Here is a 25,663-nt window from a genome sequence, read left to right as displayed (position 1 = left end):
TATCCCTACTTTTGTGGTTCGTCAGCCGTTAACACTTGTGGTGAAACCGGTGCGCCTGGACGGATTTTTTGCAGTCCTTCGACAATTAATTTGTCGCCAACAGCTAAACCTTCAACAACACGCCATTGATTGCCGATCACTTCTGCAGTCTTCACTACGCGCATTTCTGCGTGGTTATCTTTATCAACGATCATCGCAACTGCTTGGCCTTTATTGTTTCGTGTTATTGCGCGTTGTGGTACTAAAATCGCTTGTGGATCCTGACCTGCATTTAACTGTGCACGCACATACATTCCGGGTAATAAAGTACCATCTGGATTAGGGAACTCTGCACGAAGTGTTACTGAGCCTGTGGTTTCATCTACATTAACTTCGGCAAACTGTAAGGTACCTTGGTGCTCATAAGTGCTGCCATCTTCAAGCATTAATGTCACTTTGGCATTATCACTTTTCAGTAGCTGACCAGAACGTAGATTAGCTTTTAAGCGAAGAAGCTGTGCACTTGATTGAACAATGTCGATGTTAATTGGATCAAGTTGCTGAATGGTTGCGAGCGTTGCCGCTTGATTAGCGGTAACCAATGCCCCTGCAGTAACCGACGATTTGCCAATTCGGCCTGCGATCGGCGCTTTAACCTCGGTGTATTCGAGGTTAATGTTAGCGGTATTAATTGCGGCTTTAGCGACAGTGACGGCGGCTTGTGCTTCTTTATATGCTGCTTCTGTTTCATCAAAATCTTGTCGGCTCACCGCATTGGTTTTCACCAATTGAGCATAACGAGCAGCTTTCGCTTTAGCCGAGCCCAATGCAGCATTTGCACTGGCTAAATCGGCTTCGGCACTGATTAATGCAGCTTTATACGTTGCCGAGTCGATTTGATAAAGCGACTGACCTTGAGCAACCTCGCTGCCTTCGGTAAACGCACGTTTGGTGATAATACCAGAAACTTGTGGGCGCACCTCAGCCTCTAAAAATGCACGGCTACGGCCTGGCAACTCAACCATAAGAGCTTGTGATACCGCTTCAACTGTCATTACGCCAACGGGAGAAGGAGGTTGCTGCTGTTGCTGCGCCTGGCCATCCTCGGCTTTGCCACAGGCGGTAATCCATAATGCTGCAGTGACAACCGCGGCGACTTTCAATGCTTTATGCATGTGTGCTCCTACTCCGATTTACTTTCAATATGGCACCTCACGCTTGAGATATTCCATTTGAAAATAGCTAAAATTAAACTGTTAAATTTTCTGTTCTCTTTATCGCACAGGTACAAAATTCAAACAACTCAACCTGAGGCAATAAATTGTAAATAAATAATAAGCTTAGGTTATATATGGATAATTTGTTAATGACTTGTTGCTTAAATCTGAGCAATCAAACAAATTAGGTTCATTCACTAATTCTAGGCGCACCTTACGCCAACATGTTGACAATATCAACTTTGTTGTGATGATTTTAAACACACCATTACCAATATAGATTAATGATGATTCGTTACAACCTCATTTAAATCATCCATCTTATTTGAATGAATCTGTTGCTCTGTATCATCCATCGTTGGATTTATCATTATGTCGCGCCACCATAATTCGTTAGCTTGTGGATTTGCCAACATTACTGCTTGGCCAAATTTAGGGGTTAACAAGGTGACATTATGCTGTTTAGCTAATTTGTTAATACGCTCGAAAGGTTCAAACCAGTCATGCAATGCTAAATCAAACGTACCATTGTGAACGGGTATCATTGCCTTGGCGTTAACGTCAATATGTGCCTGTAAGCTTTGCTCTGGCAACATATGGATATCACTCCATAAGTCATTATAGGCACCCGTTTCAATCATGCTCAGATCAAACGGCCCTAAACGCTGACCAATTTCTTTAAAACCATTAAAGTAGCCACTGTCACCGCTAAAAAACACCTTATGCTGTAACCCCTGAATAACCCAACTAGCCCACAATGTGTGGTCGCGATCGAATAAGCCACGACCAGAAAAATGCTGCGCTGGTGTGGCAGTAATGCGTAATCCCTCTAACTCAACAGACTGCCACCACTCCAGTTCAGTGATCTGAATTGGGTCTACGCCCCAAGCTGTTAAATGCTCACCCACTTTAAGCGGTGTAACAAAATGCTGTACTTTACCGACTAATTTTTCAATCGCAGCTTTATCGAGATGGTCGTAATGATCATGGCTAATGATCACCGCCTTGATCGCTGGTAAATCAGCAATACTAATTGGCGATTGATGAAAACGCTTCGGCCCAGCCCATTGTACAGGTGATGCTCGTTCGCTAAAGACCGGGTCGATTAACACGTATTCGCCGTCGATACGCATCAGCAATGTTGAGTGGCCTAAACGGTATACGGCATCTTCTGTCGACTGTGCCAAGATAGTTTGTGTTAACGCCTCTAATGGTACTGCGTTATGAGGTGCTGGCGCTTGGCGCTGAGTATTCCAGTATGCTTTGGCGATAGGCCATAAACTGCTTAACCCAGCGTGATAGGCTTTTTCACTATTGATGAAGGGCTTACTTTTATTGGCTGTAGACCAAGTTTTAGTGAGCCATATAATCGCAACAAACACCACAAATCCAACGATAACAACGGTTAATATTTTCATTCCAAAGCCCAAAAGTACACTACACGGTGTAGTTTAATAATCTCCCATTGAAAAGTAAACTACTCAGTGTAAAATATATCCCATAGAATTGAATACAGTGCAGACCATGACTCAAGAAAAACAAACTCGTAGCCAAATAAAACGTGCGGCTATTATTGAAGCAGCTAGAACAACCTTTAAAGCATTAGGGGTTGCTGCAACGAGTATGGACAAATTGGCAGAAGTGGCTGAAGTGTCAAAGCGCACGGTTTACAATCATTTTGCCACCAAAGAAGCCTTAGTGATGACCTTAATGACCGACTTATGGCAACAGGCATTATCGAAACCTTCTGAACCTTATAACCCAAGCAAACCACTGGCACCGCAATTACAGCAGTTAGTACGCTATGATATTGATCATATTCAGTCAGAAGAACACATTGAAGTGTCGCGGATGGTCATTGGCCACTTGTTTTATACATCTGAAATGCAAAAAGAAATCAAAAAAATAATTAAACAAGAAACCGCGATTTTACGTTGGATTAAAGCGGCTAACAAAGATGGTCGAATTAATGTTGATAATATTGAACAGGCCCAAGACCAAGTCCATAGTTTAATTAAAGGCCAATGCTTTTGGCCGTTAATCTTCCAAATTATTGAGCCTTTAACTGATGAAGAGAAAGATCAGCACGCTGCCGAAATCGTTAAAGTGTTTTTATGTCGTTACCAGGCGTAATAATCATACTGACTAAACACGGTTATCGCCCACGCCCAAAGAAATTACTCGACTTATTTCTGCTAAGCTCATGCCAGACTCTTGTTGCCAATGATTAAATGCGGCTTGGGTTTGGCGCAGTGCGGTTTGCGAAGTAAAGCCCGCATCCACAACCTTATGCCCCGTTAAATACGCCTGCACATCTTGGCTCATCAAGAAGGTGTCTTTACCTATTGCACGTAAAAAATAAGGGCCAGTGTTACCACCTAACCGTGCACCGCGCTTTTTAAGCACTTGCCATAATCCGGTAATATCGTCTGTTGGCCAATTTGCAATAAATTCAGCAAAGCTGCCGTGTTCAGCATTGATTTGCTGGATCATATAAGCATTATCCACAATCGCTTGAGTTTTCTTTTGATGACGAATAAGCTCTGGGTCAGTGGCGCGCTGCTGAATTTGATCCGGAGATAACATCAATACTTTCATGGGCTCAAAGTCAAAAAAGGCCTTTTCGTAAGCCGGCCACTTATTGTCAACCACTCGCCATACAAAACCACTTTGGAAAACACGTTTACTCATTACTGAAAGTAACTGTGCATCGGTATATTCACTGATTTCATCAGCGTTGAGTGTATTTGGTAGCAATGACTTAACGACAGCTGGTCCGCCTTTTCGCTCGCAAGCACGCGCCCAAATATCACTGAACTTTTCTAATGCCACCGTGCCACTCCTTTTACCTTATCAACCTAAACCTACCAATACGACAGAGTATGGTTGATTGATCTGTATAGATAAATATTGATACTAAACGCTATTGAGGTTACGTATTACACTCTTTTTTGAGTTGTAAAAACTGCTTCCATTTAACCACTTCAGCTGGTAACTCTGGCATGTCACCCGTGTAACCTGCGGCTTCAATTAAGGTTTCAATAGGCACTTGCTTACCACGACATATAAACACTCCGCGTACATGGGCAATACAATGCAAACCACGGGCAGTGACAATACGGTGTTCAATATAGAAGTATTTTTCATCCCAACCGACAATCTTGGTTTCAATAGTAAACTTTTCAAACGGTTTAATATCACGGATATAAGTAAACTCGGCAGCATTGACGATAGGCAGCCATTTGTTTTTAAGAAACTGTTTCATCAAACCAATTTCAGCAATCAAATAAGTACGGGCTAAATCCATAAAAGCTGGATAGCGCGAATTGGTTAAATGTAAGTTGATGTCGCAATCTAATGGTAAAACGCGATAGTTAATTTTGCTGGTGCCTAAAAAATCAATACGTTTGCAATGACCAATTCGCCATAAAAACAACAACGCAAAACGAAAATACAGATTCATCTACCACTACTCCTATTGTTAGCGCGACAGGCTAACAAAGGTCATACCAGCGAGCAAGAAGCTTTGCTGTCTTTGACTTATTTAACGTGCAATCAACAGCACAAACTCATCATGGCACAGTGTTTTGTTACTCTTTTTGCGACTTATCCCCCTTTTCATCTGTGACTTAACTGATTACCATAGCAACGCGGTGATATCTTATTGGCGTTGTTAAGACGCTAACATGATGAACAACAGCATTTATCGTTATCGACTAATGCTTAAACGCAAACAACATTGTTTATAATTCTCAGGGCGGGGCGCAATTCCCCACCGGCGGTAAACTTGAAAAAGTAAGCCCGCGAGCGCTCGATTCGTCGAGGTCAGCAGATCTGGTGACTTAGCATTGCTTAACGGCAATGTTTAACAGTCCAGAGCCGACGGTTATAGTCCGGATGAGAGAGAATGGAGATACATCAATCAGCCCACGGCTTTTTGGTGCAATTTGTTTTGGATTTATATCCCTCTTTACAAGCCCTGATTCTGGTCATTTTAGGAGTACAACCATGAATCAGCTTTCACTACTTGCCGAATTTGGCGAACCCATTACCCGTGTCGAAAATGCACTTGCAGCGCTTAGAGAAGGCCGCGGCGTATTACTACTCGATGATGAAGATCGCGAAAACGAAGGCGATATTATTTACTCAGTTGAGCACTTAACCACAGCCCAAATGGCATTAATGATCCGCGAATGCAGCGGTATTGTGTGTTTATGCTTAACCGACGAGCATGCTAATAAGCTTGAATTACCACCTATGGTTACCGACAACAACAGTGCTAACCAAACCGCTTTTACTGTGTCTATCGAAGCTAAAGTTGGCGTCACCACAGGCGTATCGGCACAAGACCGGGTGACTACCATTAAAACAGCAGCTAATCGCAGTGCCAAAGCATCAGACCTAGCACGCCCAGGACACGTATTTCCGCTACGCGCTCGCGCTGGCGGAGTAATGTCTCGTCGTGGTCACACAGAAGGTACAGTTGATTTAATGCAAATGGCCGGTTTAATGCCAGCAGGCGTGTTATGTGAACTCACCAACGAAGATGGCAGCATGGCCAAAGCGCCTGAAATCGTCGCATTTGGTTTAAAGCACAATATGCCAGTACTTACCATCGAAGACATGGTGATGTACCGCAACCAATATGATTTGAAGTTAGCGTAAATGGTTACTTAAAGCGTAACAAAGATTAATCAAACGAAGAGGCGCATTGGCGCCTCTTTTTTATGCTATTTTTTGCCCATCAAAGCGCGGTAATAAAAGCTTGATACTGCTGCATTGTGGTTACATCTTCTAGCATGCCCTGATGACCGACTTTAGGTACCATAATAAACTGTTTGTTAGCAGACTTGCTTGCGGCAAACAGTTTTTCAGACAGTGCTGGCGGCACTTCATCATCATTTTCTCCGGCAATCACTAATAATGGTCCTGAATATGATTGTGCAACAACTTGTTTATTATCTATATTTCGAAAGTCTTGTGGTATTTCTAGTGTCATAAACGGTGCCATGTACCAGGGCGTTTTCTCATCGACCCAATCGTCGGCATTGGTGGCCGAACCATGCAAAACCAGTGCATCTATCTGATTATTTTTAGCTAAATCGGCGGCAATAAAACTGCCTAGCGAGTAACCGTGCAAGATGATTTTTTCTGGTTGGAAGTGCTGCTGTAAGTAGTCTAGTTGTTGCTGTGCATCCGAGATAATATTTTGAATCTTCGGCTTGCCTTCACTGGCGCCAATGCCACGGCGATCCATAACCAAAATGTCAGTATTAAGCGCCGATAATGCCGTTAAATCGGCTAAACAATGTGGTTGAATCTTCATGCCATTACCCTGATAAAACACTAGGGTTGTGTTGCTGTTTGGGTTATCGATAAAAAAACCATTCAGCTTAGCGTGATCGCTCGCCTCTAGGCTCAGCGGGGTAATGGCATTATTCGGCATGGCTTGCTGCAATGCTTGCGTAAACTCAGTGTTAAAGGCCACAGGCGCTTTATCATGGGCAATAAAACTCGCTTCAGTTAAGCGCACCGTACAGCCAGAAATGATAAACATCGCCGTGCTAATCATTGTCACAGTGATCATTTTTGTTACTGTATTTTGCATATTATTATCCTTAATTATTGATCTTCCTTGTGGATTAAAATATCCCCTGGCGAGCACTGTAAATGCTGGCAGATGGCATCGAGTGTTGAAAATCGAATCGCTTTAGCACGGCCGCTTCGTAATACCGATAAATTTTGCGGCGTAATTCCCACCAATTCAGCTAGCTCAGTTGACTTCATTTTGCGCTTTGCCAACATCACATCCAGTTCAATAATAATGGCCATTAAATAGTTAACTCCGCCTCTTCTTGCAGCTCAGTTGCGTGCTTCATTACCCATGCTACGCAATAAAAAACCATCCCCAAAAGTGCATATTTGAGCTCTTGGCTACCAAGGCTAAAGTACACAGGTACCGCACTTGTGGTGCCACTGAAATGCAAAGTGGAGGCAATAATCATTGGGTAAAAAAGACTCAGTAAAATCCACACTAAAAAGACTACAGCAATGTTGCTTAAGCAGCGAAAATTACTCTGAGTGAACACCTGCCCTTGTTGATACAAACCGAACAAATGGTACAGAAAATAATAAATAAACAGGTAAGGCAGTATTTCAACGCTCCCCAGAATTAGCCCTGGATGCAAGCCTGCATCATAAAGGCTTTGCGCAAGTGCTTGCCAAGGAGTAGTAAAATCAACCGCAAGATAACTGCTAAACCAGCCCCACCAATCAATGGTTAATACATATTCGCCAGCTTGAAACTTGCCGAATACCATGGTGCCGCAATAGCTACTAACTTGTAATAAGGCTAAAAAAACGATGAGTAATTTAATCCATTTACTGAGTGAAATAATTCTATCCATGCTAATTCTAAGGTTGGCTAATGTTAATTTAACGTTAACACAGTTATTTTTATTCGACAATAAATTATCGATAAACGATAACTTTTTTATATCAACAATAATAAGCCTCAGTGAGTGAAAGCGCAGGCATAAAAAAACCGACAATAAACGTCGGTTTTTTTAAAGTTTTTTCACATAAATGATTTACGCAGCAATACCACTGTGACGCAGTAATGCATCTGTGTTGGGCTCGCGGCCCATAAAGCGTTTAAACAGCTCCATTGGTTCTTCACTTCCGCCCATTTCAAGAATGTTATTTAAGAAACTTTTGCCTGTTTCTGGGTTAAAGATGCCTTCGTCTTCAAAACGTGAGAACGCATCGGCCGATAACACTTCAGCCCATTTGTAGCTGTAATAACCTGCAGCATAGCCACCAGCAAAAATGTGGGCAAAACCATGCTGAAAACGGTTAAAGCTTGGCGGGGTCAATACCGCTATTTGGCTGCGTACTTCATCTAAAATACCTTGAATATCGACACCTTTTGCAGGGTCAAACTCATGGTGCATTCTAAAGTCGAACAGTGAGAACTCAAGCTGGCGTACCATCATCATGCCTGACTGGAAATTTTTAGCAGCGAGCATTTTATCGAGCAACGCTTTTGGTAATGGCTCGCCAGTTTCGTAATGGCCAGAGATCTCCGCTAGGGCTTCTTCTTGCCAGCACCAGTTTTCCATAAACTGACTGGGTAACTCGACCGCATCCCAAGGCACACCGTTAATGCCCGATACGCCACCCACATCAACTTTAGTTAGCATATGGTGGATACCGTGACCAAACTCGTGGAACAAGGTAGTGACTTCGTCGTGAGTAAATAACGCCGGCTTGCCGTCTACTGGGCCATTAAAGTTACAGGTTAAGTAAGCCACTGGTTTTTGCAGACCGGTAGAGGTAATACGACGGCCACGGCAATCGTCCATCCATGCGCCACCACGTTTACCGCTGCGAGCATATAAATCTAAATAAAAGCTGCCGCGGTGCACGTTATCGGCGTCAAAAATATCAAAGAAGCGTACGTCTTTGTGCCAGGTATCAACGCCTTTTTGTTCGTTAATGGTTAAGCCAAATAGCTTGTTAACGGTAAAGAATAAGCCTGATAAGACTTTGTTTTCTGGGAAGTACGGACGTAAAATTTCTTGCGACACTTCATATTTGTGTTGCTGCAGTTTTTCGGCATAAAAACTTAAGTCCCATGAGGCCATTTCACTGACATCATAGTGCTCTTTAGCAAAGGCGCGTAGTTCAGCTAATTCTGTTGCCGCCTGGCCTTTTGAACGCTGACCTAATTCATTTAAAAAGCCCAATACTTGCTCTGGCGACTCTGCCATTTTGGTCGCTAATGATTTATCTGCGTAACTGGCAAAACCCAATAGATTGGCTAACTCATGACGTAATGCCACGATTTCGTTCATGTTGTCGGTGTTATCGAATTCGCCAGCATTTGGCCCTTGATCAGAGGCGCGGGTGACAAATGCACGGTAGCATTCTTCACGTAACTCACGGTTTTCGCTGTAGGTCATCACCGGCAAATAAGATGGGAAATCAAGGGTAAACAACCATCCTTTTAACTCTTTTGCCTCGGCCATTGCTTTAGCTGCAGCCACTGCCGACTCAGGTAAACCCGCTAAGTCAGCCTCGTCGGTAATCAACTTGGTCCAGGCTTCTGTGGCATCTAATAACTGGTTAGAAAAATTACTCGTTAGCTCAGATAAACGTTTAACAATCTCGCCATAACGCGCTTTTTGACCATCATCTAGGCCAATGCCTGACAATTCAAAGTCGAGTAAGCTTTGTTCAATGACCTTTTTTTGCGCTTGAGTTAACTCGGCAAAATCAGCTGATTGATGGATCGATTTATACGCTTCATACAACCCCTGATGCTGACCAACATAGGTGCCGTAATCAGACAATAATGGTAAACATGCATCGTGTGCATCACGAAGAGCATCACTGCTGACTACCGAGTTCATGTGCGATACTGGTGACCATGCTTTACTTAATTCATCATCCACTTCTTCGAGGGGGGCAATAAGATTGTCCCATGTATATTGGCTATTTGTAGCTAATAAAACATCAATAGTTTCACGACATTTGGCAATGGCTTGCTCAACCGCAGGCTGAATATGTTCTGGTTTGATTTTAGAAAACTCGGGTAACGCTGCGCTATTTAGCAGTGGATTGCTCATAAAGATTCCTCGAAATAATTCGTGTGCCGACTTATGTGGGGTCAATTGATTCTGATATGGGGCCAATTTGATGAGTTTTCAAGCTCCGCTGCAACGATGAATAAATAAAAGTCTATTGATCTAGCCAATCTCACCTAGCGTATTTTCTCGATAAATAAAGTGATTATCGCCACACTTTTGATTTACAATTAATTTACAATATTATTATTGACAGGTATGTCTCAAACGATACTGATTATCATTTAATTATATATTTAAAAGGCTACCATACGCATTATTAACGCATAGATGTGCAACTCAACCTTGGACTACACAAACATGGCCTTTGATTTTTGCTCTGCAACTCGTAAACATTGCGTCACAGCTGTTTTTCTTCGAATACTGGCTATGATCAGCTTAGTGATCTCAATCCCAGCATTATCGTCAAATGAAACACAACCTGGCTTTGCTGTTGATCTAGGTTGGGAAAATCATTACATAACCGAAGGCCGAAATAACTTAGAAAAAGGCGGTATCGCTTGGGCTGTCGCAAGTGTAGAGCACAATGACATGATTGCCTTTGCCGTTGTTGGACGAGCCGACCAAGTACACTACACGGAATGGAATGCAGGGTTAGAATATACATTACATTTTCATGAAGACGTGGACGCCACAATTGGCTACCAGCGCTTGGAATTTTATGGAGATGAACGCGCATCTGATAATGAGTTTTTTAGCTCAATCGCCTATAACGGCATTGATTGGCTAGTTCCCGCCATCAACTATACTTATGCCACAGAAGCGTCTGGTTACTTTGTTACTCTGAGCGTTCATAGCCCCTGGGAACTCAATTCACAACTCACGCTAACACCTTATGTGATGCAAGGGTTTGACTTTGGTTACAGTAGCGAAGCACACGACGGTGCTAACCATGTGCAATTTGGCTTAGAGGCAGAGCATCAATTTTACGATAATCTTGCGATTGTTGCCCATATTAGCCACAGCATTGCCTTAGAAGATATAAAACAACAAGCTCGTGCAGATGATCAACAAGGTAACCTTGATGAAACCTATGCAGGCGTATTTATCAGTTGGGGCTTTTAATCGCTTAGGTGCTTTCCTCGCATTTTAAAGTTGAGCGACTAAACTAACGGGTTAATATTTCATCGCGCAAGGAACGCACATGTTAACCCGTCCAATGCTAAACACCATATCATGCTGTGCATTGTTGTTAACCCCGCAGCTACTAGCCCAGTTGTTACTCACCCCATTATTATGGATAACGTCGATAGCCACGGCTTCAGAATTCAGCCAGCTAACAGCAAAACCGTCTAATAACAGTACTGAGCTCAATAACAGCAACGCGAATACCTTACCACAGCAATCTGCCAGTGATAGCCAGGGAAATGCCATAACACTCCCAGCCGAACCTCGCTCCGCCTTAGAATACAATGCTGACGACATCTACATTAAACCTAGCTTGCAAAAACACATAGAGGCCAACAAACCCAAAAAACTCTCATCACGCCAAGCCAATACCAACGTAGCAGATGACCCTAGTTGTCGCTGGCTAAAAAGTCGCATTAAACACTTACAGAAAAAACAACTTCAAACCCAGAACAGTTCATTTAGTCATTATCAAGATGAAATCGATATTAGAGAAAGTGAATGGGCCTGCCTTAAGTGTGCCACCAGCGGCCCTAACGACGTTGACCGAGGCGAATGCCAACATAAACGCTAACTTAACGACTAGATTGCAAACACAATCCCCCCTACAATGGGGTCATTAATCGTAGTGGAGATCATCATGGCTCAACATTTTGACTATATCGCGCTTGGCGCAGGTAGTGGCGGTATCGCCTCAGCAAACCGTGCAGCAATGCGTGGCGCAAAAGTTCTTATCATTGAAGCAAAGCACGTTGGCGGCACTTGCGTTAACGTAGGTTGTGTCCCTAAAAAAGTCATGTGGTATGGCGCCCATGTTGCAGAAGCAATGAACTTATACGCCAAAGATTATGGTTTTGATGTTACCGTCAATAAATTCGACTGGAACACTTTAGTTGATAATCGCGAAGCTTATATCAGCCGTATTCATGCTGCTTATGGTCGTGGTTTTGAAAGTAATAAAGTCACTTTATTGAATGGTTATGGTCGCTTTGTTAATAACAACACCATTGAAGTCAATGGTGAGCACTATACTGCTGACCATATTACTGTTGCGACTGGTGGTGCACCGACTATTCCAGATATTCCAGGCGCAGAATACGGTATCGATTCCGACGGTTTCTTCGCTCTGCGTGAGCAGCCAAAACGTGTTGCTGTTGTTGGCGCGGGTTATATTGCGGTTGAAGTGGCTGGAGTATTACATGCTCTAGGCAGCGAAACACATTTATTGGTTCGTAAGCATGCGCCACTGCGCAACTTTGACCCTATTTTAATTGATGGGTTAATGGAAGCGATGGCTACCGATGGCCCAACATTGCACACTCATAGCGTGCCAAAGTCAGTGACTAAAAATGCTGATGGTAGTTTAACTCTGGCGCTTGAAAATGGTGAAAGCCTGACAATTGATTGCTTGATTTGGGCGATTGGCCGTTCACCATCAACAGGTAATATCGGCTTAGAAAATACCGATGTGCAATTAGATGCTAAAGGCTATGTGATCACTGACGAGCAACAAAATACCACCGCAAAAGGTATTTATTGTGTTGGCGACATTATGGCTGGCGGTGTAGAGCTTACCCCTGTTGCTGTTAAAGCAGGTCGTTTATTGTCTGAACGTTTATTTGGTGACATGCCAAATGCCAAAATGGATTACAGCTTAATTCCAACCGTGGTGTTTAGTCATCCTGCAATTGGTACAATGGGATTAACCGAGCCTGAAGCTGCCGAGAAATATGGCCAAGACAACATTAAGGTGTACACATCGAACTTTACCTCGATGTACACCGCTGTCACTAGCCATCGCCAAGCTTGTAAAATGAAACTCGTGTGTGCCGGTGAAACTGAAGTCGTTGTAGGTATTCACGGTATTGGTTTTGGTATGGATGAAATACTCCAAGGCTTTGGCGTTGCAATGAAAATGGGCGCGACTAAAGCAGACTTTGACTCAGTAGTGGCGATTCACCCTACTGGCGCTGAAGAATTTGTTACCATGCGTTAAAACATTGAAATTAAAAACAAACCGTGGGTTGTGTTAGCAATTAACATCCACGGTTTTTTTATACTTCTTTATCAGCCAACCACTGTACAAATACCTTAATGCTAGGTGGACGTTTTTGTGAATGTCCCATAAGCTGTGTCATCGCAAAACCATGTTGATAATACATTTCAGCATCGTTGTAATGCTTTTGTGCATCATCGCTGTTAATCATCGCACCACGTAAATAATCACACAATAACTCACTGCGATTAAAACCACTGACTTCACCAATTTCCATTAACGTTTGCGCATTCCACTGTTTGTACTGCTCAAGCACACGCTCAAAGCGTTCACGATAATATTCACTTGCTTGCGATAAAACAGCCTCATTAGGTACTACTCTAGCAATGACAAACTTCTCCTCCGATAAAATGCGATACAAACGTTGGCAATGATGAAAAATAAATCGTAGATAAGGGTCGCTATATTGTGCAGTATCTTGCTCTGCTTGCATTACCCAACTGCGATAATCAGCACAGGCAACAGCAATAATTAAGTCGGCCTCGGAGCTGAAATGATTGTAAATAGTGCCTTTGGATATCTGGCTGGCTTGAACTAAATGCGAGCGGCACAAATCAAAGGTTTTATGGCCTTTTAAGCAGCGTTGTGACACTTCAATTAAATAGTTTCCGCGCTTTTCCCAGCTCGTCATGCCTTACTCCGTCTAGGTTAAGATATAAAGCTTTTCAACTTCACATTTACACTATAGCAAGCTTTGTTGGTACTCAATATTGAGTAATACTGATACCACTATGAACTTATTCAATAGACCATGTTAAAAATTGAATTATTAGAAAGTTTTATCGCTGTAGCTGAGTCTGGCAACTTGTCTAAAGCAGCCGATAAAATCTGCCGAACCCAATCAACACTTAGCTTACAAGTTAAGAAGCTTGAAGAAAGTGTCGGTCAAACGTTGCTAATAAGAGACAATAAAGGCGTCACCTTGACCGAGTCGGGTGAAACGCTGCTTAACTATGCCTATAAAATGATCCAACTTAACTCACAAGCACTGGGTGAGCTAAAAGATTGCCAAAACCGCGAGGTTATTCGACTAGGTGTACCAACTGATTTTATAAAGTGCTACTTAAACAGCTGTTTATTAGAGTTTATCCGTGAATTTACGAATATAGAATTAGTCATCGATACCGACGTAAGCGGTAATCTATACAAAAAATTACACCAGGGCGAATTTGACGTTATTGTGGCAACTCATTGGCAAATACCAACCAGTGGTGAGCTACTCTTCACACGCCGTTTTAAGTGGGTGGCTGCGGTAAACGGCAATGCTCATAAACGCAAAACGATTCCGATGGGGTTATACCCAGAAAATTGCCCGATTAGAGCGCAAGTATTTGCGAATCACCGACTTTCTATGCGACCTATTAATGTGTTGTTATCTACTCCATCACCACAAGCCTTATGTATGGCTGTAGAGAACGATTTGGTGGTTGCGCCAATAGCCGAATTTAGAGTTACCAATCAAATGCAGGTGCTTGATCCTATTGAGCATGGTTTACCAACACTGCCAGTATTTAACGAATCGCTTTATCTCAACCCAGATACTCAAACCTACGCCACGCTACAGCTAATTAATTTGATAAAAGCCAATGTTGAACACAAGGGTTATCAACTCAACTAACCCTTACATTTATCATTTTGGTGCGGCTTTACAACATAAAACTACCAAACAAAAATGCTAGCAACACACTCATAGCAATGGTGACCACACCAGGAATAAGGAATGGGTGGTTAAACACGGCCTTACCGATACGAGTTGAACCAGTGTCATCCATTTCTACTGCAGCTAATAATGTTGGGTATGTCGGTAATACAAACAAAGCACTCACAGCTGCAAATGAAGCAATAGCCGTTAACGGGCTCACTCCAATCGCCAGTGCAGCAGGCATCAATGCTTTTGTTGTCGCACCTTGTGAATACAACAACATTGAGGCAAAAAATAACGCGACCGATAACAGCCATGGTTGGCTTTGAAGCAAAGTGCCTGCTGTGTCTTTAATTTCGTCAATATGATTAGATACAAAAGTATCACCTAACCATGCTACTCCAAGCACACAAATACATGCCGACATACCTGACTTAAAGGTTGATGCATTTGAAATTTTGCTGGCATCTAAACGACAAAACCAGGTGATTGCTGCCGCTGCAGATAACATAAACAACATGATGGCGACATCGCGCGATAATACCGGATGAGTAATTAAGCCGACTTTGTCAGATATTGCAGTGGCATATGCCATCACCGCAACAATCGCCACTAAAAAGATAGCGACAGAACGCTTCGCGCCTGGTAATAAAGTGACTTGGGTTTCGCCACGTACCTTTACTAATCCGCCTGCTAAACGTTGTTGATAAATGGCATCTTCTTGCAGTGGTTTACCCAGTAACGAAGCCACTGAGGCTCCTATTAAACAAGCAATGAAGGTGGAGGGAATACACACAGCCAACAAGATTAAATAATCCACACCAAAAGGCTCTAAAATACCTGAAAAAAACACCACTGCGGCAGAAATTGGTGACGCAGTAATCGCCACTTGTGAGGCTACCACCGCAATCGATAACGGCCGAGATGGCCTAATACCTTGCTCTTTAGCGACTTCAGCGATAACCGGTAATGTCGAGAACGCGGTATGGCCAGTCCCCGCAAATAAGGTCATACAATATGTGACGATAGGCGCTAAAAACGTGATGTGTTTAGGGTGTTTTCGCAGTAATTTTTCAGCTATCGACACTAAGTAATCCATGCCGCCCGCCTCTTGCATTGCGGCTATGGCGGTAATCACCGACATAATAATTAGCATCACATCAATCGGAATTGCCCCGGGTGTTAAACCTAAACCGACGGTGAGAATTAACACGCCGACACCACCAGCAAAACCTATCCCTATACTGCCCATTCTCGCACCGAGATAGATAGCCCCGAGCACAATTAATATTTCTAGTATCATCATAGTGTGAACTTGTTAATTCCTGAGTCTTTGACGGTATAGCAGGGGTAACTGCTTTAGGGATTGTGATACTACCCTTTTGTGATTTTACGAATATAGACGTGGATCAATTTACTGAAGTGAAATAAAACAGTGGGAGTTATCAGCAGGATTATTAGGCAGTTTATCGTTAAGCAATCGTCAATGAGTCACAATAAAAATGCCAATCACATGATTGGCATTTAATGGGAGACATTTACAGACCCAAATAAGTCAGTTAAATAAACGGTATTTTACCCTTTATGCTTATCAAACTTAAACGTATGACAGTTACTACATAATGGCTCTTTTGTTTTATGTTCTGAGTGACACTCTTGGCAAGGTACATCTTTACCATAGTGAAGGTTATTATGTGGATTTTGCCACTTGTCTTCTTCACTTCTGGCAGTTTTCTTGGCTAATTCATCAACATCATGACACTGTAAGCAAGATTGATCTGATGGAAACTGCTTAATGCCATTGTCATGACAGGCTTTACAGTCTTTACCGATAACCTCTTTGTGGTAATCACGGATCTCTGCTGACTGTACTGATAAGCTGGTTAATCCAAGTAAGACCAGCCCAAGTATAATATTAAAGTTTTTCATTAATGATTCCTCTTGTTCACTGGTCTAATTAAACTTTCATGATGCTGCGAGCGGCTGTCATGCCCATCACCATACATTCTGGGATAGAACAACTGCCTAAACGACTCACACCATGAATACCACCACACACTTCACCAGCGGCATAAAGTCCTGGAATAGACTTATCAGTCAAGCTATCTGTGACTTCAGCTTTAGTATTAACTTTTACACCACCTTGGCAGTAATGCACTTTTGGCCATAAACGCACAACGGTAAATGGTGCTTCAATAATCTTGTTTTTAGCCAAGGTCATATCTTTGCCAAACTGCTTATCGACACCGCTGTTAACATAGCCGTTGTACTCTGCAATCTGCGCTTTTAGTGCTTTTAAAGGCACATTAAAGTGCTCAGCAAGCGCCTCTACGGTATCGAATTTCCAACCCACATTATACTTAATCACTTTTTCGGTATTAGGATGCGCTTTTGAATCTTTGAAACTCGTAATTAAAATTGGCGGTAATGGATTACCTTGTTCATCACGGCAAGCTAATTCAGCATCAGCACGGATTTTACGGTCCGCTATTTCGTTCATAAAGCGCTTACCGGTTAAGCGGTTAATGGCAACTGAATGAGGAAAATTGAAAATTGAATAGTTAGACACGTAACCAAAGCCACCTTCATCAGGTGAGGCCCAAGGACCTGATTGGATGTGAGCTAAATGCACAGGAATCGCGCCTAAACGGAACATTTCAAACATGCCCTCGCCAGTAGCACCTGGTGCGTTGGTACAGCCCACTTCAGCCGTTAAAGTTGGGTCTTGCGCCATACGTAGATTAACGTTTTGCGCAAAGCCACCTGTCGCCATAATCACACCAAGTTTGGCGCGAATATTGAGAACTTTACCAGGCTGCTCTTCACCAAAGTGATAATTTTGGCGCATTTTAACACCGACAACTTCACCTTTATTACCGACGAGGAACCCTTCAAACTTCGAACGATTGTGGGTATTCACACCAATACGTTTACACTCTTTGTACAATGGTTGGGTGATACCAGCGCCACAACTTACTGAAGTTTGGTAAGTACGTGCAACCGAATGACCGCCTAGTTGTTGTAAATAAGGGTGGTATTCTGCCCCCGCATCTAGCGTCATTTGTAATGCTTCAACTGCATGCGATGCAACGTGACGCAACAACGCTTCATCGGCAATACCGCGACCAGACAATAACTGGTCATTAACCATTCTATCGACCGAATCTTCTACACCTTCTTTCTTTTGCATTGGTGTACCAGGTGCTGCAAATAAGCCACCATTAATCGCCGAGTTACCACCAAAATAGGACATTTTTTCGAAAATATGGACGTCTTTTGCACCATGTTTAGTCGCTTCAATTGCCGCAGCTAAACCTGCAAAGCCAGAACCAATAATGACGATTTCGACTTCTTTATCCCATTTAACACCGTCAGCCTTTTCAGACACTGCCATTGCTGGTGCCACCATTGCTGCACCTGCAGCAATACCTAGACCAGCAATAAACTTACGGCGCCCTAATAGATCTATATTGCTCATAGGTTATCACCCCTTTTTATATTATTGACGATTCATCATATCGATGGAATCAATTCCAAAATGGGAAGTAATAATAATGTTTGATGAAAATGTTGGCGGATATCGACTAATCAATTGTGGGTATTACTTTACAAAAAACTGTTAACTGATTACTGTTTTGGAATGCTGTCCAAGCTGTGCGACTGGTTTTTTATGCTGCAAATCGTTAACATATTTGCCTGAGGACGACCTCAACCTAAAAAATTGCTTAGGACTTCACCCGGGGACGGCCCCATCTGTTCAGTTTCAGACAGGAGCCACCACCATGCTGCTTTATTCCAAATTCACTGCGATGTTATCTTTAAAGAACGTTGGCGATATCGGCCAACCTCAATCTCTAATAAAAAAAGCTTCTACATTAATACCTTACTTGATGTTGGCATTAAGCTTATTAAGCATAAATAGCCATGCAACGGGACTGCAAGATCACAGTCAGCATGCTGAGCATCCGGTAAAAATGGGCTTGCATGGTATGTTGCTCTTTGGCAGCCAATACGGCCTTTTTGCCTCTCACTTGCCTATGTTCCATCAACCGCATAACGCGCAAGTGGTGTATAAATTGTCATTTGCGGATCCAACAATCCAGGCTGAAGTCATTGAGGGTATTCGCGCGTCAGCTAATAGTAATGACCCCATTTGGACCATAGTACCTACCACTTTTGATTTATCACTATTAGATCCCAAGCACCCACAAAACACCACTCAACTTACGGTAGATGTGGTTAAAGGGCACTTTGAACGCGGCGGTAAAATGCAATGGCAGGCGCAAAAAATCAATGTCGATAAAATGGAATTATTTTACCCATTACCACTTAAAAGTGGCTTAGCTAAAGAGGCTGACAACCATTACCTTAACCTCAATTATCAGCCAAATGACAAGGTTCAATTTTTAGTTAACACACTCATGTCTCGCCCAGATGCTGACCATATTGTGCGTCTTGATGAGGTGCAAGCTCCCCTGGCTAAAACGATAATTCTCGCCGCAGATCAGCACTTATTTAATACTGAAGCGCAATTGTCTTCTGTGCTACCAGAGGTAACCAGTGTGCATCGAATTTACCTTGAACTCGGTGAATTAAAATGAGCCATGGTACCCTCGCCGTATTTCAGCATCACCCCGCAGAAGGGGTCGGTCGCATTGGATTATGGGCACAGCATCACAACATCAAACTGGTTTGCTTTTATGCACCAGATGATTTACCCAAATCGTTGGTAGACTATGACGGATTGATTGTATTAGGCGGGCCAATGAATGTGGCAGATAACCCAGCGTGGATGCAAACTGAGGTGAAACTCATTCAACAGGCGTTAACGTTGCGGCGCCCCATTTTAGCCATATGCTTAGGGGCACAGTTATTGGCGACTCAACTTGGCGGTCAGGTCATTGAAATGCCAGCACCAGAACTGGGCTGGCAAGATATTCGCTTTAATGACGCCAGCGTATTAACGGTTCCGCAATGGCATGAACAAGCCATTGCCCTGCCGCAGCATATCGCGATATTGGCCGCTAGCGCACAATGTCCGGTACAAATGTATCGCCACCAGCAGGCTATTGGTTTGCAGTTTCATCCTGAATGGGACAATAAGCAAATTGCTAAATTACTTGAGTATTTTGCGGATGAATGCCCTTTCAGCAACGATTTACAGCCAAATACACTACACAACGAACAGCAAACTCAACTTGAACAATTTTTGTTTACGATACTCGAGCAGCAATTCAAATTGGACGAGCCCTGCTGACCTTTGCGAGTTGAGTTTTTCGAATAAACAACAACGTTGAAGGGCAGCTAACCGCTAATTATCTTCACATAAATTACGCCCTGCGGCATAACAGCTTGGTTGGCGCGGACACACTGCGCCACGAGAGCAAATTAAGCGTGCTTCGTTTTTAATCCCGCGCTCAATCCAGTTAATATTGAGAATTTTTGCCACGCTGGTGAGGTCTTGCTTAATGTGTTTAGGGATAACAATTGACCCACCATTGCCTGCACAGGCTTGTTTTAAATCGTTAGCAATTGATTGCGCATCTTTGCCTTGCGCCTCTATTGCCGGATTGAGATCGATACCAGCACACAACACGTGCGGATTACCGGCCGAGTCATCTACTTTTACGGATTCACAGCAGTAAATTCGTGGTTCATTGCCAACATTTAAAATCGATATTTGCGCCGATGTACCTTCAACTGGTTCACTGATCATTCTAAATACAGCCCAATGCTGACAGGGGTCTTCCACTAGGCGCATATTGCCCCACGGCAGAGGAATGCCATTACCTCGATAAACCGCTTTGAGCTTACCCGGTGCATAAGCATCAAAGTAATGCCAATGAGGATAAGGAGATACAACAGTCATGCGGCGCATGGCCACCGAAGCTGAAACTTGCAATTGTTTATGCACGCTAATTTCATAGCCGTGACGGTCAAGTAACTGCCTGTACGGCACTTTAGGGCACAGTAGCGCGCCAGCAAAAAAACTTGATTCAAAATCACGCCATGCGTGCAAAATATCTTGCGCGTTTAAGGTATTTGACTGTGGCACCAGTGCATCATCAAAATCATCGCGACGCCCTGACATCATCACGCTTTTTAAGCCATCTTTATTGTGCAGCACACAATGACCGATGTGCACCGCCAAATCATACCTCAACCTACTTGGTCTATTTTTCAGCACGTTGCTGATATAAATCGTCCCTGGTGGTTCAAAAAATGATGTCACCAACTGCTTAGAACTCAAACCCATTTCGTTGATAACTTCTTTCGGAGCCCGGTCAATCCATTTGATTTTTAACCCCATACCTTTAGCGATATCGATAATATCTTCTGTGGCCAATGGCATGCGTTTTAAGCCGACTTCTTCTGCGGCTCGCTCTAGATCTGGGAAGTGATTTTGATGATGTTCTTGGTGTGCACGGATCAACAAATGAGCAAATTGACGACCACTAGTGCCGGTTTGTGACAGCATTTCAGGAATGGCAATTTGAAGGATGTCATTAGAAAATAAAAAACTCGGCTCCAGAGGCATGCCACTGATGCCACCTTTGTTACCTTTTTCGGGCGTAATGGCTTCGTCTTCGGGCACGTCATCAAGAAACCAACCTACTTCTTTTTGGAACACGACCGCAATCACCGCCAACATATCTGCACTCGGAACCCGTTTGCCGCGTTCAATCATCGACAAATATGACACAGATGGTGAATTGCTGGAGTCAACACGTACACAACGTGCCGATAAGTCTTCCATCGTTAAGTTATTGCGTTTACGCAAGTTTCTTATCTTTGTGCCCAAAAAATGGGTCTTTCGCATTAAGCTTTTTTCATTTCTCATTTTGTATAATTCACACTGTAAAATTTTTATTGTGAAATTGTTTGTAAAAATAGCATAGACTAAAAATCAAGCTGCGAACAAGGCTTAATGATAAACAATAATTAAAATGGTTCTGTGACCTACAACAATACGAAGAGGAATAAGGCGATGAATATGTCTACTCAAGCAAGCACTACAGCCACCCAACACCTTAACCGCTTCATTGGTGAGCAATTTGTGGCGACCACCAACCAAAATGACCGCAGCACGAATGCAAAAGAATTTTTGGATGCGCAATTCCCATTAGCCGATGGCTCACATCAAGATGTGTCTAGTTATGTGGTTTACTACAATCACTTACTGGCTTTCTTAAAAGATGGCACCCAGTGTGGCTTACAAAATCCATGTCAATTTGTGGCGTTAACGGGTCACAAAAATGAACCGACTTCTGTGGTATTAAAAAACAACGATACCCATGTTGAAATTTGTTTTGACCGCCTTGGTAAACTAGGTGCAGCAGACGACGCCAATATTGAAGATATTCAAGTGTCTATGCCAATTAAAAACTTACCAACACCTTATAAGCAATGGATCAGCTTATTGCACACTAGCTGTCAGCCAACTGAAGGCAACTGCAAGGTATTTACCGCAAAAGACGGTAGCGATTACGCATTACATCAGCGTTAATACATACTCAAAGTAACGCATGTTCGAAGCGGTAAATAGTCATAAGTCGCGGCAATAAATTGCGAGTATCAAGCAAAAAAGGCTTCTCCCATTTAATCAATGTGAGAAGCCTTTTTGTTATTACATGAGATGGAGTTTTATTAGCTGCTTATGGCCAAAAAAAGCGTGATTGCTGTGCGACTTGATTTGCAGGCTTTACTGGTATTGGATTTACTGCACTGTAAACTTGGCTCACACTAAATTGGAGCGTTTGCTGGCTAGTGTCACCCACTCGCTCACTGCGACGAGCACTGACCGTAACAGGGTAATCTAACTGTTCGCCCGGCTTTATTTGCACCAGAGTATCGGTCACGATTCTAAACGTTGGCGCTTTATCACTGAGCACTATAATTTTATAAACCGCAGCTTGTTGGGTTTTATTGCGGATTTTTAATTGATAAGTGTTTTCGACAGTATCGATACCCACTTCACGATACAAAGATTGGCGGTCGCGAATAACATTAAGCTGAATATCACTCAATTGACTTAAATCGATAATAATTAACCCAATCATAATGAGTAATGCGCTGGCATATCCTAGGGCTTTGATTGAAAACACACTGGCTTGTGACTGGCCTTTTAAGGCGTTTTCGCTGGTAAAACGAATAAGATTGGCAGCATAACCAAACTTTTCCATGGTTTGATTACAGGCATCAACGCAGGCACCACAATTAATACATTCGTATTGTAAGCCGTTGCGGATATCAATGCCTGTTGGACACACATCAACACATAAATTACAGTCAACACAGTCACCTAACTCCGTTTCTTGTGAGCGTTTACGCGGTCCTCGAGACTCGCCACGCGCAGCATCGTAACTTACCGTTTTAGTATTTGCGTCAAACATCACCGCTTGAAAACGTGAATACGGACAACAGTGCAAGCACATCATTTCACGCATCCAGCCGGCATTTAAATAAGTGCAAATGGCAAAGAAATACACCCAAGTGCCGGTCCAAAAACCATTACTTGCGCTAAATATATCAATGTACAGTTCGCGCGCTGGCATAAAATAGCTGATAAATCCGCAGCCAGTGAGCAGTGCAAACACCATCCACAGCACATGCTTAGTGACACGTTTACGTAATTTGCTTAACGACCACGGCGCTCTATCTAACGCTGCCCGATGATGATGGTTGCCCTCAACTTTAGCTTCAACCCACATGTAAATAAATGTCCAAGCGGTTTGCGGACACAAAAATCCGCACCACACTCTGCCCCAATACACGGTCACAAAAAACAAGGCAAAAGCCGCGGCCATAAAAAACCATGCTAAGACGGTGAAATCTTGCGGCCATAACGTGATATGAAATAAAAAGAATTGTTGTTCGGTAACATCAAATAAAATCGCCTGGCGCCCCTGATAATTAATAAATGGCAGCAGAAAAAATACCGCTATTAATACGGTATTACTGTACTGACGTAATCGTTGAAATATCCCTTTTTGTTCACGCACATGAATTTTAGCCGACGGCGTGGCAATTTGAACCACCGGAATACGTTGCGAAGCGCTAATATTGGTACTCGGCTGAGCGGCTGACGCGGTGTAATTTGATGACTTGGGCATAACTGGTTTCCTATAACACGATACTGCCCTGTCATAGCAAGGACTAAGCCAACAAAAAATTAACCGCAAACCCTTGATTTAAAGTGTTTTTAATTTATTTTCTGCAGAAGGAAGTCACGATATATCACTAAATTCGTGATATATCGTTATGTCGGTAAAATACTGAATAATGAGTTAGAGAGTTTAACGTGCGATGGCAAGCTTTTTCATGCGCGATCGTAAGGTACTCGCAGGCATATCGAGCATAGCGGCGGCTCCTTGAGGACCAGAAATTCGCCAATGGGTAGCATTTAACACAGCAACAATGTGAGCCGCTTCGGCTTGGGCCATCGTTAAAGTAGTCATCGCTAGTGGTGATGCTACTATTGCGGGTAAGGTATTAAATGATAGTTGGCCATTAGGCGATAAAATAATTTCTCGTTCAATCAAGTTTTGCAACTCACGTACATTGCCGGGCCAGCTGTACTGCTGTAATTTTTTTAATCCTTTCATACTGACTTTAGTGATTTTTTTTCCTAGTTTTTTGCTCAATGATGCAGCTAAATCACTCACCAATTGTGGAATATCTTCACGACGGTCTCGCAGTGGCGGTACGGTGATTGGAAATACATTTAAGCGATAATATAAATCCATTCGAAACAGACCTTGCTCAACTCGGGCGGCTAAATCATGATGAGTAGCAGCAATTAAACGAATGTTCACGCTGATAGTGTCGCTGCTGCCTACCCGCTCAAAACTTTGCTCTTGAATAACACGTAACAGCTTTGATTGCGCTGATAAACTCAGCTCAGCAATTTCATCTAAAAATAATGTGCCATTATGGGCTAACTCAAATCGTCCTTTACGCCTTGCTGTTGCACCGGTAAACGCACCTTTTTCATGGCCAAAAAGTTCACTTTCTAATAATGAACTGGAAAATGCCGCGCAGTTGACGCTCACCATGGGTTGATCTTTACGATGACTCAAGCGATGTAAACTACGCGCAACCAACTCTTTACCTGTACCATTTTCGCCGCAAATAAGAACGGTACTGTCAGTATTAGCAACTAGGTTAATCTGTTGCGCTAATTGTTTAATCGGTTGGCTGTTGCCGGACAACCCAAGCGCACCTTGTTGGCCTTGCAGTTCTGTGAGTAAATATTGATTTTCTGATGCGAGGCGTTCAGACAATGCTTGTACTTGTGCTAATGCTTGTCTTAGGGAATGTTCTGTATGTTTTTGCATACTAACATCACGAAATATCGCGATAACACCCACGAGTTTGTGTTGATGATAAACTGGCGTTGAACTGTAATACACCGGAAAGCTGCTACCATCTTTTCGCCAAAACACATCATCAGAAACTTGCCGCGGAATAGCGTCATGCAACGTACGATAAATAGGGCAATCTTGTTGCGGATAATGAGTCCCATCTGCATGGCTGTGATGGTGGCAATCGTGGATATTTTTACCGATTAACTCTTTACTCGTCCAGCCGGTCATATACTCTGCCGCGGGGTTAATAAATACCGCGTTACCGTCTAAATCAAACCCATATACGCCTTCGGTCATAGCATTCAACAACAGGGTGTTTTCAGGTAAAAAGTGGCTTGCCGTTGCTGTTAAGTCGGTATCTAAATAAGTCATTTTCGTCTGATTTTTATGCATTATGACGCAAGTATAACTAAATCACGAAATATCGCGACTCAATAATCATCTCAATAATCATCTCAATAACGTTTTAGCCCATTACAACTCAATTTGTTTCACCCTCGCACACAACCTTTACGTTAAATAAACTAAACTGATAGAAACGTTGGCTTTATTGTTATAGTGTTAATTGTAATCAAATGGTTACAGACATTTATGTTATTAACTAATATCGTCCGTAATAAGCAACC

At 42.8% G+C, this 25,663-nt stretch carries 24 protein-coding genes and 1 riboswitch; of the genes, 9 read left to right on the top strand and 15 right to left on the bottom strand.

What is annotated here, in order from left to right:
• Positions 1–5: 5 nt before the first annotated feature.
• Together IEY40_RS16870 and IEY40_RS16865 are read right to left on the bottom strand one after the other, a co-directional pair.
• The gene (locus tag IEY40_RS16870) at positions 6–1,154 is read right to left on the bottom strand and encodes an efflux RND transporter periplasmic adaptor subunit (protein ID WP_188958243.1); all 1,149 of its coding nucleotides are present in this window, start codon (positions 1,152–1,154) and stop codon (positions 6–8) included.
• A 323-nt stretch (positions 1,155–1,477) separates the two neighbouring features.
• Entirely contained in the window at positions 1,478–2,614 is a 1,137-nt protein-coding gene (locus IEY40_RS16865; protein ID WP_188958241.1) for an MBL fold metallo-hydrolase, read from the bottom strand.
• Positions 2,615–2,720: 106 nt separating this feature from the next.
• Here IEY40_RS16865 and IEY40_RS16860 point away from each other — a divergent pair, with 106 nt between their 5' ends.
• The gene (locus tag IEY40_RS16860) at positions 2,721–3,329 is read left to right on the top strand and encodes a TetR/AcrR family transcriptional regulator (RefSeq protein WP_229777143.1); all 609 of its coding nucleotides are present in this window, start codon (positions 2,721–2,723) and stop codon (positions 3,327–3,329) included.
• Between the two features lie 12 nt (positions 3,330–3,341).
• Here the strand turns inward: IEY40_RS16860 and IEY40_RS16855 are convergent, their stop codons facing one another.
• Both IEY40_RS16855 and IEY40_RS16850 read right to left on the bottom strand, forming a co-directional pair.
• Complete coding sequence (locus tag IEY40_RS16855) at positions 3,342–4,028, bottom strand: DNA-3-methyladenine glycosylase I (protein ID WP_188958237.1); 687 nt, start codon at positions 4,026–4,028, stop codon at positions 3,342–3,344.
• A 100-nt stretch (positions 4,029–4,128) separates the two neighbouring features.
• Complete coding sequence (locus IEY40_RS16850) at positions 4,129–4,659, bottom strand: thioesterase family protein (RefSeq protein ID WP_188958235.1); 531 nt, start codon at positions 4,657–4,659, stop codon at positions 4,129–4,131.
• A 281-nt stretch (positions 4,660–4,940) separates the two neighbouring features.
• A riboswitch (FMN riboswitch) is annotated at positions 4,941–5,109 on the top strand.
• A 95-nt stretch (positions 5,110–5,204) separates the two neighbouring features.
• Here IEY40_RS16850 and ribB point away from each other — a divergent pair.
• Positions 5,205–5,861 carry a 3,4-dihydroxy-2-butanone-4-phosphate synthase gene (ribB, locus tag IEY40_RS16845; RefSeq protein ID WP_188958233.1) on the top strand — a complete coding sequence of 219 codons (657 nt, stop codon included), beginning with the start codon at positions 5,205–5,207 and terminating at the stop codon, positions 5,859–5,861.
• A gap of 79 nt (positions 5,862–5,940) precedes the next feature.
• On the opposite strand, the gene IEY40_RS16840 is transcribed toward ribB, so the two are convergent.
• The 4 genes from IEY40_RS16840 to prlC all read right to left on the bottom strand — a co-directional run bounded on the left by IEY40_RS16840 (position 5,941) and on the right by prlC (position 9,826).
• Positions 5,941–6,804 (bottom strand): alpha/beta hydrolase, encoded by an 864-nt coding sequence (locus IEY40_RS16840; RefSeq protein WP_188958231.1) that lies wholly within the window; start codon positions 6,802–6,804, stop codon positions 5,941–5,943.
• A gap of 14 nt (positions 6,805–6,818) precedes the next feature.
• A complete protein-coding gene (locus tag IEY40_RS16835) occupies positions 6,819–7,028 on the bottom strand; it encodes a helix-turn-helix domain-containing protein (RefSeq protein ID WP_160052104.1) in 210 nt (69 codons plus the stop codon).
• Complete coding sequence (locus IEY40_RS16830) at positions 7,028–7,603, bottom strand: DUF2975 domain-containing protein (protein WP_229777142.1); 576 nt, start codon at positions 7,601–7,603, stop codon at positions 7,028–7,030. The genes IEY40_RS16835 and IEY40_RS16830 overlap by 1 nt, the downstream gene beginning before the upstream one ends.
• 183 nt (positions 7,604–7,786) lie before the next feature.
• A complete protein-coding gene (gene prlC / locus IEY40_RS16825; RefSeq protein ID WP_188958229.1) occupies positions 7,787–9,826 on the bottom strand; it encodes an oligopeptidase A in 2,040 nt (679 codons plus the stop codon).
• 318 nt (positions 9,827–10,144) lie between these two features.
• Here prlC and IEY40_RS16820 point away from each other — a divergent pair, with 318 nt between their 5' ends.
• The 3 genes from IEY40_RS16820 (at position 10,145) to gorA (ending at position 12,968) form a co-directional block, all read left to right on the top strand.
• Positions 10,145–10,909, top strand: a complete 765-nt coding sequence (locus IEY40_RS16820; protein WP_188958227.1) for a hypothetical protein — start codon at positions 10,145–10,147, stop codon at positions 10,907–10,909.
• A 79-nt stretch (positions 10,910–10,988) separates the two neighbouring features.
• A complete protein-coding gene (locus tag IEY40_RS16815) occupies positions 10,989–11,546 on the top strand; it encodes a hypothetical protein (RefSeq protein WP_188958225.1) in 558 nt (185 codons plus the stop codon).
• 66 nt (positions 11,547–11,612) lie between these two features.
• Complete coding sequence (gene gorA / locus IEY40_RS16810; RefSeq protein ID WP_188958223.1) at positions 11,613–12,968, top strand: glutathione-disulfide reductase; 1,356 nt, start codon at positions 11,613–11,615, stop codon at positions 12,966–12,968.
• Between the two features lie 58 nt (positions 12,969–13,026).
• Here the strand turns inward: gorA and IEY40_RS16805 are convergent, their stop codons facing one another.
• A complete protein-coding gene (locus tag IEY40_RS16805; protein ID WP_188958221.1) occupies positions 13,027–13,659 on the bottom strand; it encodes a TetR/AcrR family transcriptional regulator in 633 nt (210 codons plus the stop codon).
• Positions 13,660–13,779: 120 nt separating this feature from the next.
• Between IEY40_RS16805 and IEY40_RS16800 the strand changes: the two genes are divergently transcribed.
• Positions 13,780–14,646: a LysR family transcriptional regulator gene (locus IEY40_RS16800; RefSeq protein WP_188958219.1), complete on the top strand. Its 867-nt coding sequence runs from the start codon at positions 13,780–13,782 to the stop codon at positions 14,644–14,646.
• 28 nt (positions 14,647–14,674) lie between these two features.
• Here the strand turns inward: IEY40_RS16800 and IEY40_RS16795 are convergent, their stop codons facing one another.
• The 3 genes from IEY40_RS16795 to ardA form a co-directional block, all read right to left on the bottom strand.
• Positions 14,675–15,976 (bottom strand): anaerobic C4-dicarboxylate transporter, encoded by a 1,302-nt coding sequence (locus tag IEY40_RS16795; protein WP_188958217.1) that lies wholly within the window; start codon positions 15,974–15,976, stop codon positions 14,675–14,677.
• Between the two features lie 269 nt (positions 15,977–16,245).
• Positions 16,246–16,599, bottom strand: a complete 354-nt coding sequence (gene ardB, locus IEY40_RS16790; RefSeq protein ID WP_188958215.1) for an acrylate reductase cytochrome subunit ArdB — start codon at positions 16,597–16,599, stop codon at positions 16,246–16,248.
• Positions 16,600–16,627: 28 nt separating this feature from the next.
• On the bottom strand, positions 16,628–18,148 hold the full coding sequence (gene ardA / locus IEY40_RS16785) for an acrylate reductase flavoprotein subunit ArdA (protein WP_188958213.1): 1,521 nt from the start codon (positions 18,146–18,148) through the stop codon (positions 16,628–16,630).
• A gap of 304 nt (positions 18,149–18,452) precedes the next feature.
• Here ardA and IEY40_RS16780 point away from each other — a divergent pair, with 304 nt between their 5' ends.
• Both IEY40_RS16780 and IEY40_RS16775 read left to right on the top strand, forming a co-directional pair.
• A complete protein-coding gene (locus IEY40_RS16780) occupies positions 18,453–19,271 on the top strand; it encodes a hypothetical protein (RefSeq protein WP_188958211.1) in 819 nt (272 codons plus the stop codon).
• Complete coding sequence (locus tag IEY40_RS16775; RefSeq protein WP_188958209.1) at positions 19,268–19,927, top strand: type 1 glutamine amidotransferase; 660 nt, start codon at positions 19,268–19,270, stop codon at positions 19,925–19,927. Before IEY40_RS16780 ends, IEY40_RS16775 begins: the two co-directional genes overlap by 4 nt.
• A 54-nt stretch (positions 19,928–19,981) precedes the next feature.
• Here the strand turns inward: IEY40_RS16775 and IEY40_RS16770 are convergent, their stop codons facing one another.
• Positions 19,982–21,511 carry a DUF3612 domain-containing protein gene (locus IEY40_RS16770; protein WP_188958208.1) on the bottom strand — a complete coding sequence of 510 codons (1,530 nt, stop codon included), beginning with the start codon at positions 21,509–21,511 and terminating at the stop codon, positions 19,982–19,984.
• A gap of 153 nt (positions 21,512–21,664) precedes the next feature.
• Here IEY40_RS16770 and IEY40_RS16765 point away from each other — a divergent pair, with 153 nt between their 5' ends.
• Positions 21,665–22,177, top strand: coding sequence for an aldolase/citrate lyase/malate synthase family protein (locus tag IEY40_RS16765; RefSeq protein WP_229777141.1), 513 nt, complete (start codon positions 21,665–21,667; stop codon positions 22,175–22,177).
• A 148-nt stretch (positions 22,178–22,325) separates the two neighbouring features.
• Here the strand turns inward: IEY40_RS16765 and ccoG are convergent, their stop codons facing one another.
• Both ccoG and IEY40_RS16755 read right to left on the bottom strand, forming a co-directional pair.
• On the bottom strand, positions 22,326–23,783 hold the full coding sequence (gene ccoG, locus IEY40_RS16760; RefSeq protein ID WP_188958204.1) for a cytochrome c oxidase accessory protein CcoG: 1,458 nt from the start codon (positions 23,781–23,783) through the stop codon (positions 22,326–22,328).
• A gap of 183 nt (positions 23,784–23,966) precedes the next feature.
• Positions 23,967–25,409, bottom strand: coding sequence for a sigma-54 interaction domain-containing protein (locus IEY40_RS16755; protein ID WP_188958260.1), 1,443 nt, complete (start codon positions 25,407–25,409; stop codon positions 23,967–23,969).
• Between the last annotated feature and the right edge of the window lie 254 nt (positions 25,410–25,663).

The organism is Shewanella ulleungensis (assembly GCF_014648315.1).
Taxonomy (GTDB): Bacteria; Pseudomonadota; Gammaproteobacteria; order Enterobacterales; family Shewanellaceae; genus Shewanella; species Shewanella ulleungensis.
Note: the sequence above shows the minus strand (reverse complement) of the source record. Positions and strands in the feature narration are given on the sequence as shown.

Excerpts from the sequence above, each read along its gene's own strand:
- IEY40_RS16835 (WP_160052104.1), bottom strand. The coding sequence starts at position 7,028 with ATGGCCATTATTATTGAACTGGATGTGATGTTGGCAAAGCGCAAAATG.
- IEY40_RS16830 (WP_229777142.1), bottom strand. The coding sequence starts at position 7,603 with ATGGATAGAATTATTTCACTCAGTAAATGGATTAAATTACTCATCGTT.
- IEY40_RS16765 (WP_229777141.1), top strand. The coding sequence starts at position 21,665 with ATGTCTACTCAAGCAAGCACTACAGCCACCCAACACCTTAACCGCTTC.
- IEY40_RS16820 (WP_188958227.1), top strand. The coding sequence starts at position 10,145 with ATGGCCTTTGATTTTTGCTCTGCAACTCGTAAACATTGCGTCACAGCT.
- ardA (WP_188958213.1), bottom strand. The coding sequence starts at position 18,148 with ATGAGCAATATAGATCTATTAGGGCGCCGTAAGTTTATTGCTGGTCTA.
- IEY40_RS16840 (WP_188958231.1), bottom strand. The coding sequence starts at position 6,804 with ATGCAAAATACAGTAACAAAAATGATCACTGTGACAATGATTAGCACG.
- IEY40_RS16775 (WP_188958209.1), top strand. The coding sequence starts at position 19,268 with ATGAGCCATGGTACCCTCGCCGTATTTCAGCATCACCCCGCAGAAGGG.
- prlC (WP_188958229.1), bottom strand. The coding sequence starts at position 9,826 with ATGAGCAATCCACTGCTAAATAGCGCAGCGTTACCCGAGTTTTCTAAA.
- IEY40_RS16770 (WP_188958208.1), bottom strand. The coding sequence starts at position 21,511 with ATGAGAAATGAAAAAAGCTTAATGCGAAAGACCCATTTTTTGGGCACA.
- IEY40_RS16805 (WP_188958221.1), bottom strand. The coding sequence starts at position 13,659 with ATGACGAGCTGGGAAAAGCGCGGAAACTATTTAATTGAAGTGTCACAA.
- IEY40_RS16870 (WP_188958243.1), bottom strand. The coding sequence starts at position 1,154 with ATGCATAAAGCATTGAAAGTCGCCGCGGTTGTCACTGCAGCATTATGG.
- IEY40_RS16800 (WP_188958219.1), top strand. The coding sequence starts at position 13,780 with ATGTTAAAAATTGAATTATTAGAAAGTTTTATCGCTGTAGCTGAGTCT.
- ardB (WP_188958215.1), bottom strand. The coding sequence starts at position 16,599 with ATGAAAAACTTTAATATTATACTTGGGCTGGTCTTACTTGGATTAACC.
- IEY40_RS16815 (WP_188958225.1), top strand. The coding sequence starts at position 10,989 with ATGTTAACCCGTCCAATGCTAAACACCATATCATGCTGTGCATTGTTG.
- IEY40_RS16865 (WP_188958241.1), bottom strand. The coding sequence starts at position 2,614 with ATGAAAATATTAACCGTTGTTATCGTTGGATTTGTGGTGTTTGTTGCG.
- gorA (WP_188958223.1), top strand. The coding sequence starts at position 11,613 with ATGGCTCAACATTTTGACTATATCGCGCTTGGCGCAGGTAGTGGCGGT.
- IEY40_RS16780 (WP_188958211.1), top strand. The coding sequence starts at position 18,453 with ATGCTGCTTTATTCCAAATTCACTGCGATGTTATCTTTAAAGAACGTT.
- ribB (WP_188958233.1), top strand. The coding sequence starts at position 5,205 with ATGAATCAGCTTTCACTACTTGCCGAATTTGGCGAACCCATTACCCGT.
- IEY40_RS16755 (WP_188958260.1), bottom strand. The coding sequence starts at position 25,409 with ATGACTTATTTAGATACCGACTTAACAGCAACGGCAAGCCACTTTTTA.
- IEY40_RS16795 (WP_188958217.1), bottom strand. The coding sequence starts at position 15,976 with ATGATGATACTAGAAATATTAATTGTGCTCGGGGCTATCTATCTCGGT.
- IEY40_RS16850 (WP_188958235.1), bottom strand. The coding sequence starts at position 4,659 with ATGAATCTGTATTTTCGTTTTGCGTTGTTGTTTTTATGGCGAATTGGT.
- IEY40_RS16860 (WP_229777143.1), top strand. The coding sequence starts at position 2,721 with ATGACTCAAGAAAAACAAACTCGTAGCCAAATAAAACGTGCGGCTATT.
- ccoG (WP_188958204.1), bottom strand. The coding sequence starts at position 23,783 with ATGCCCAAGTCATCAAATTACACCGCGTCAGCCGCTCAGCCGAGTACC.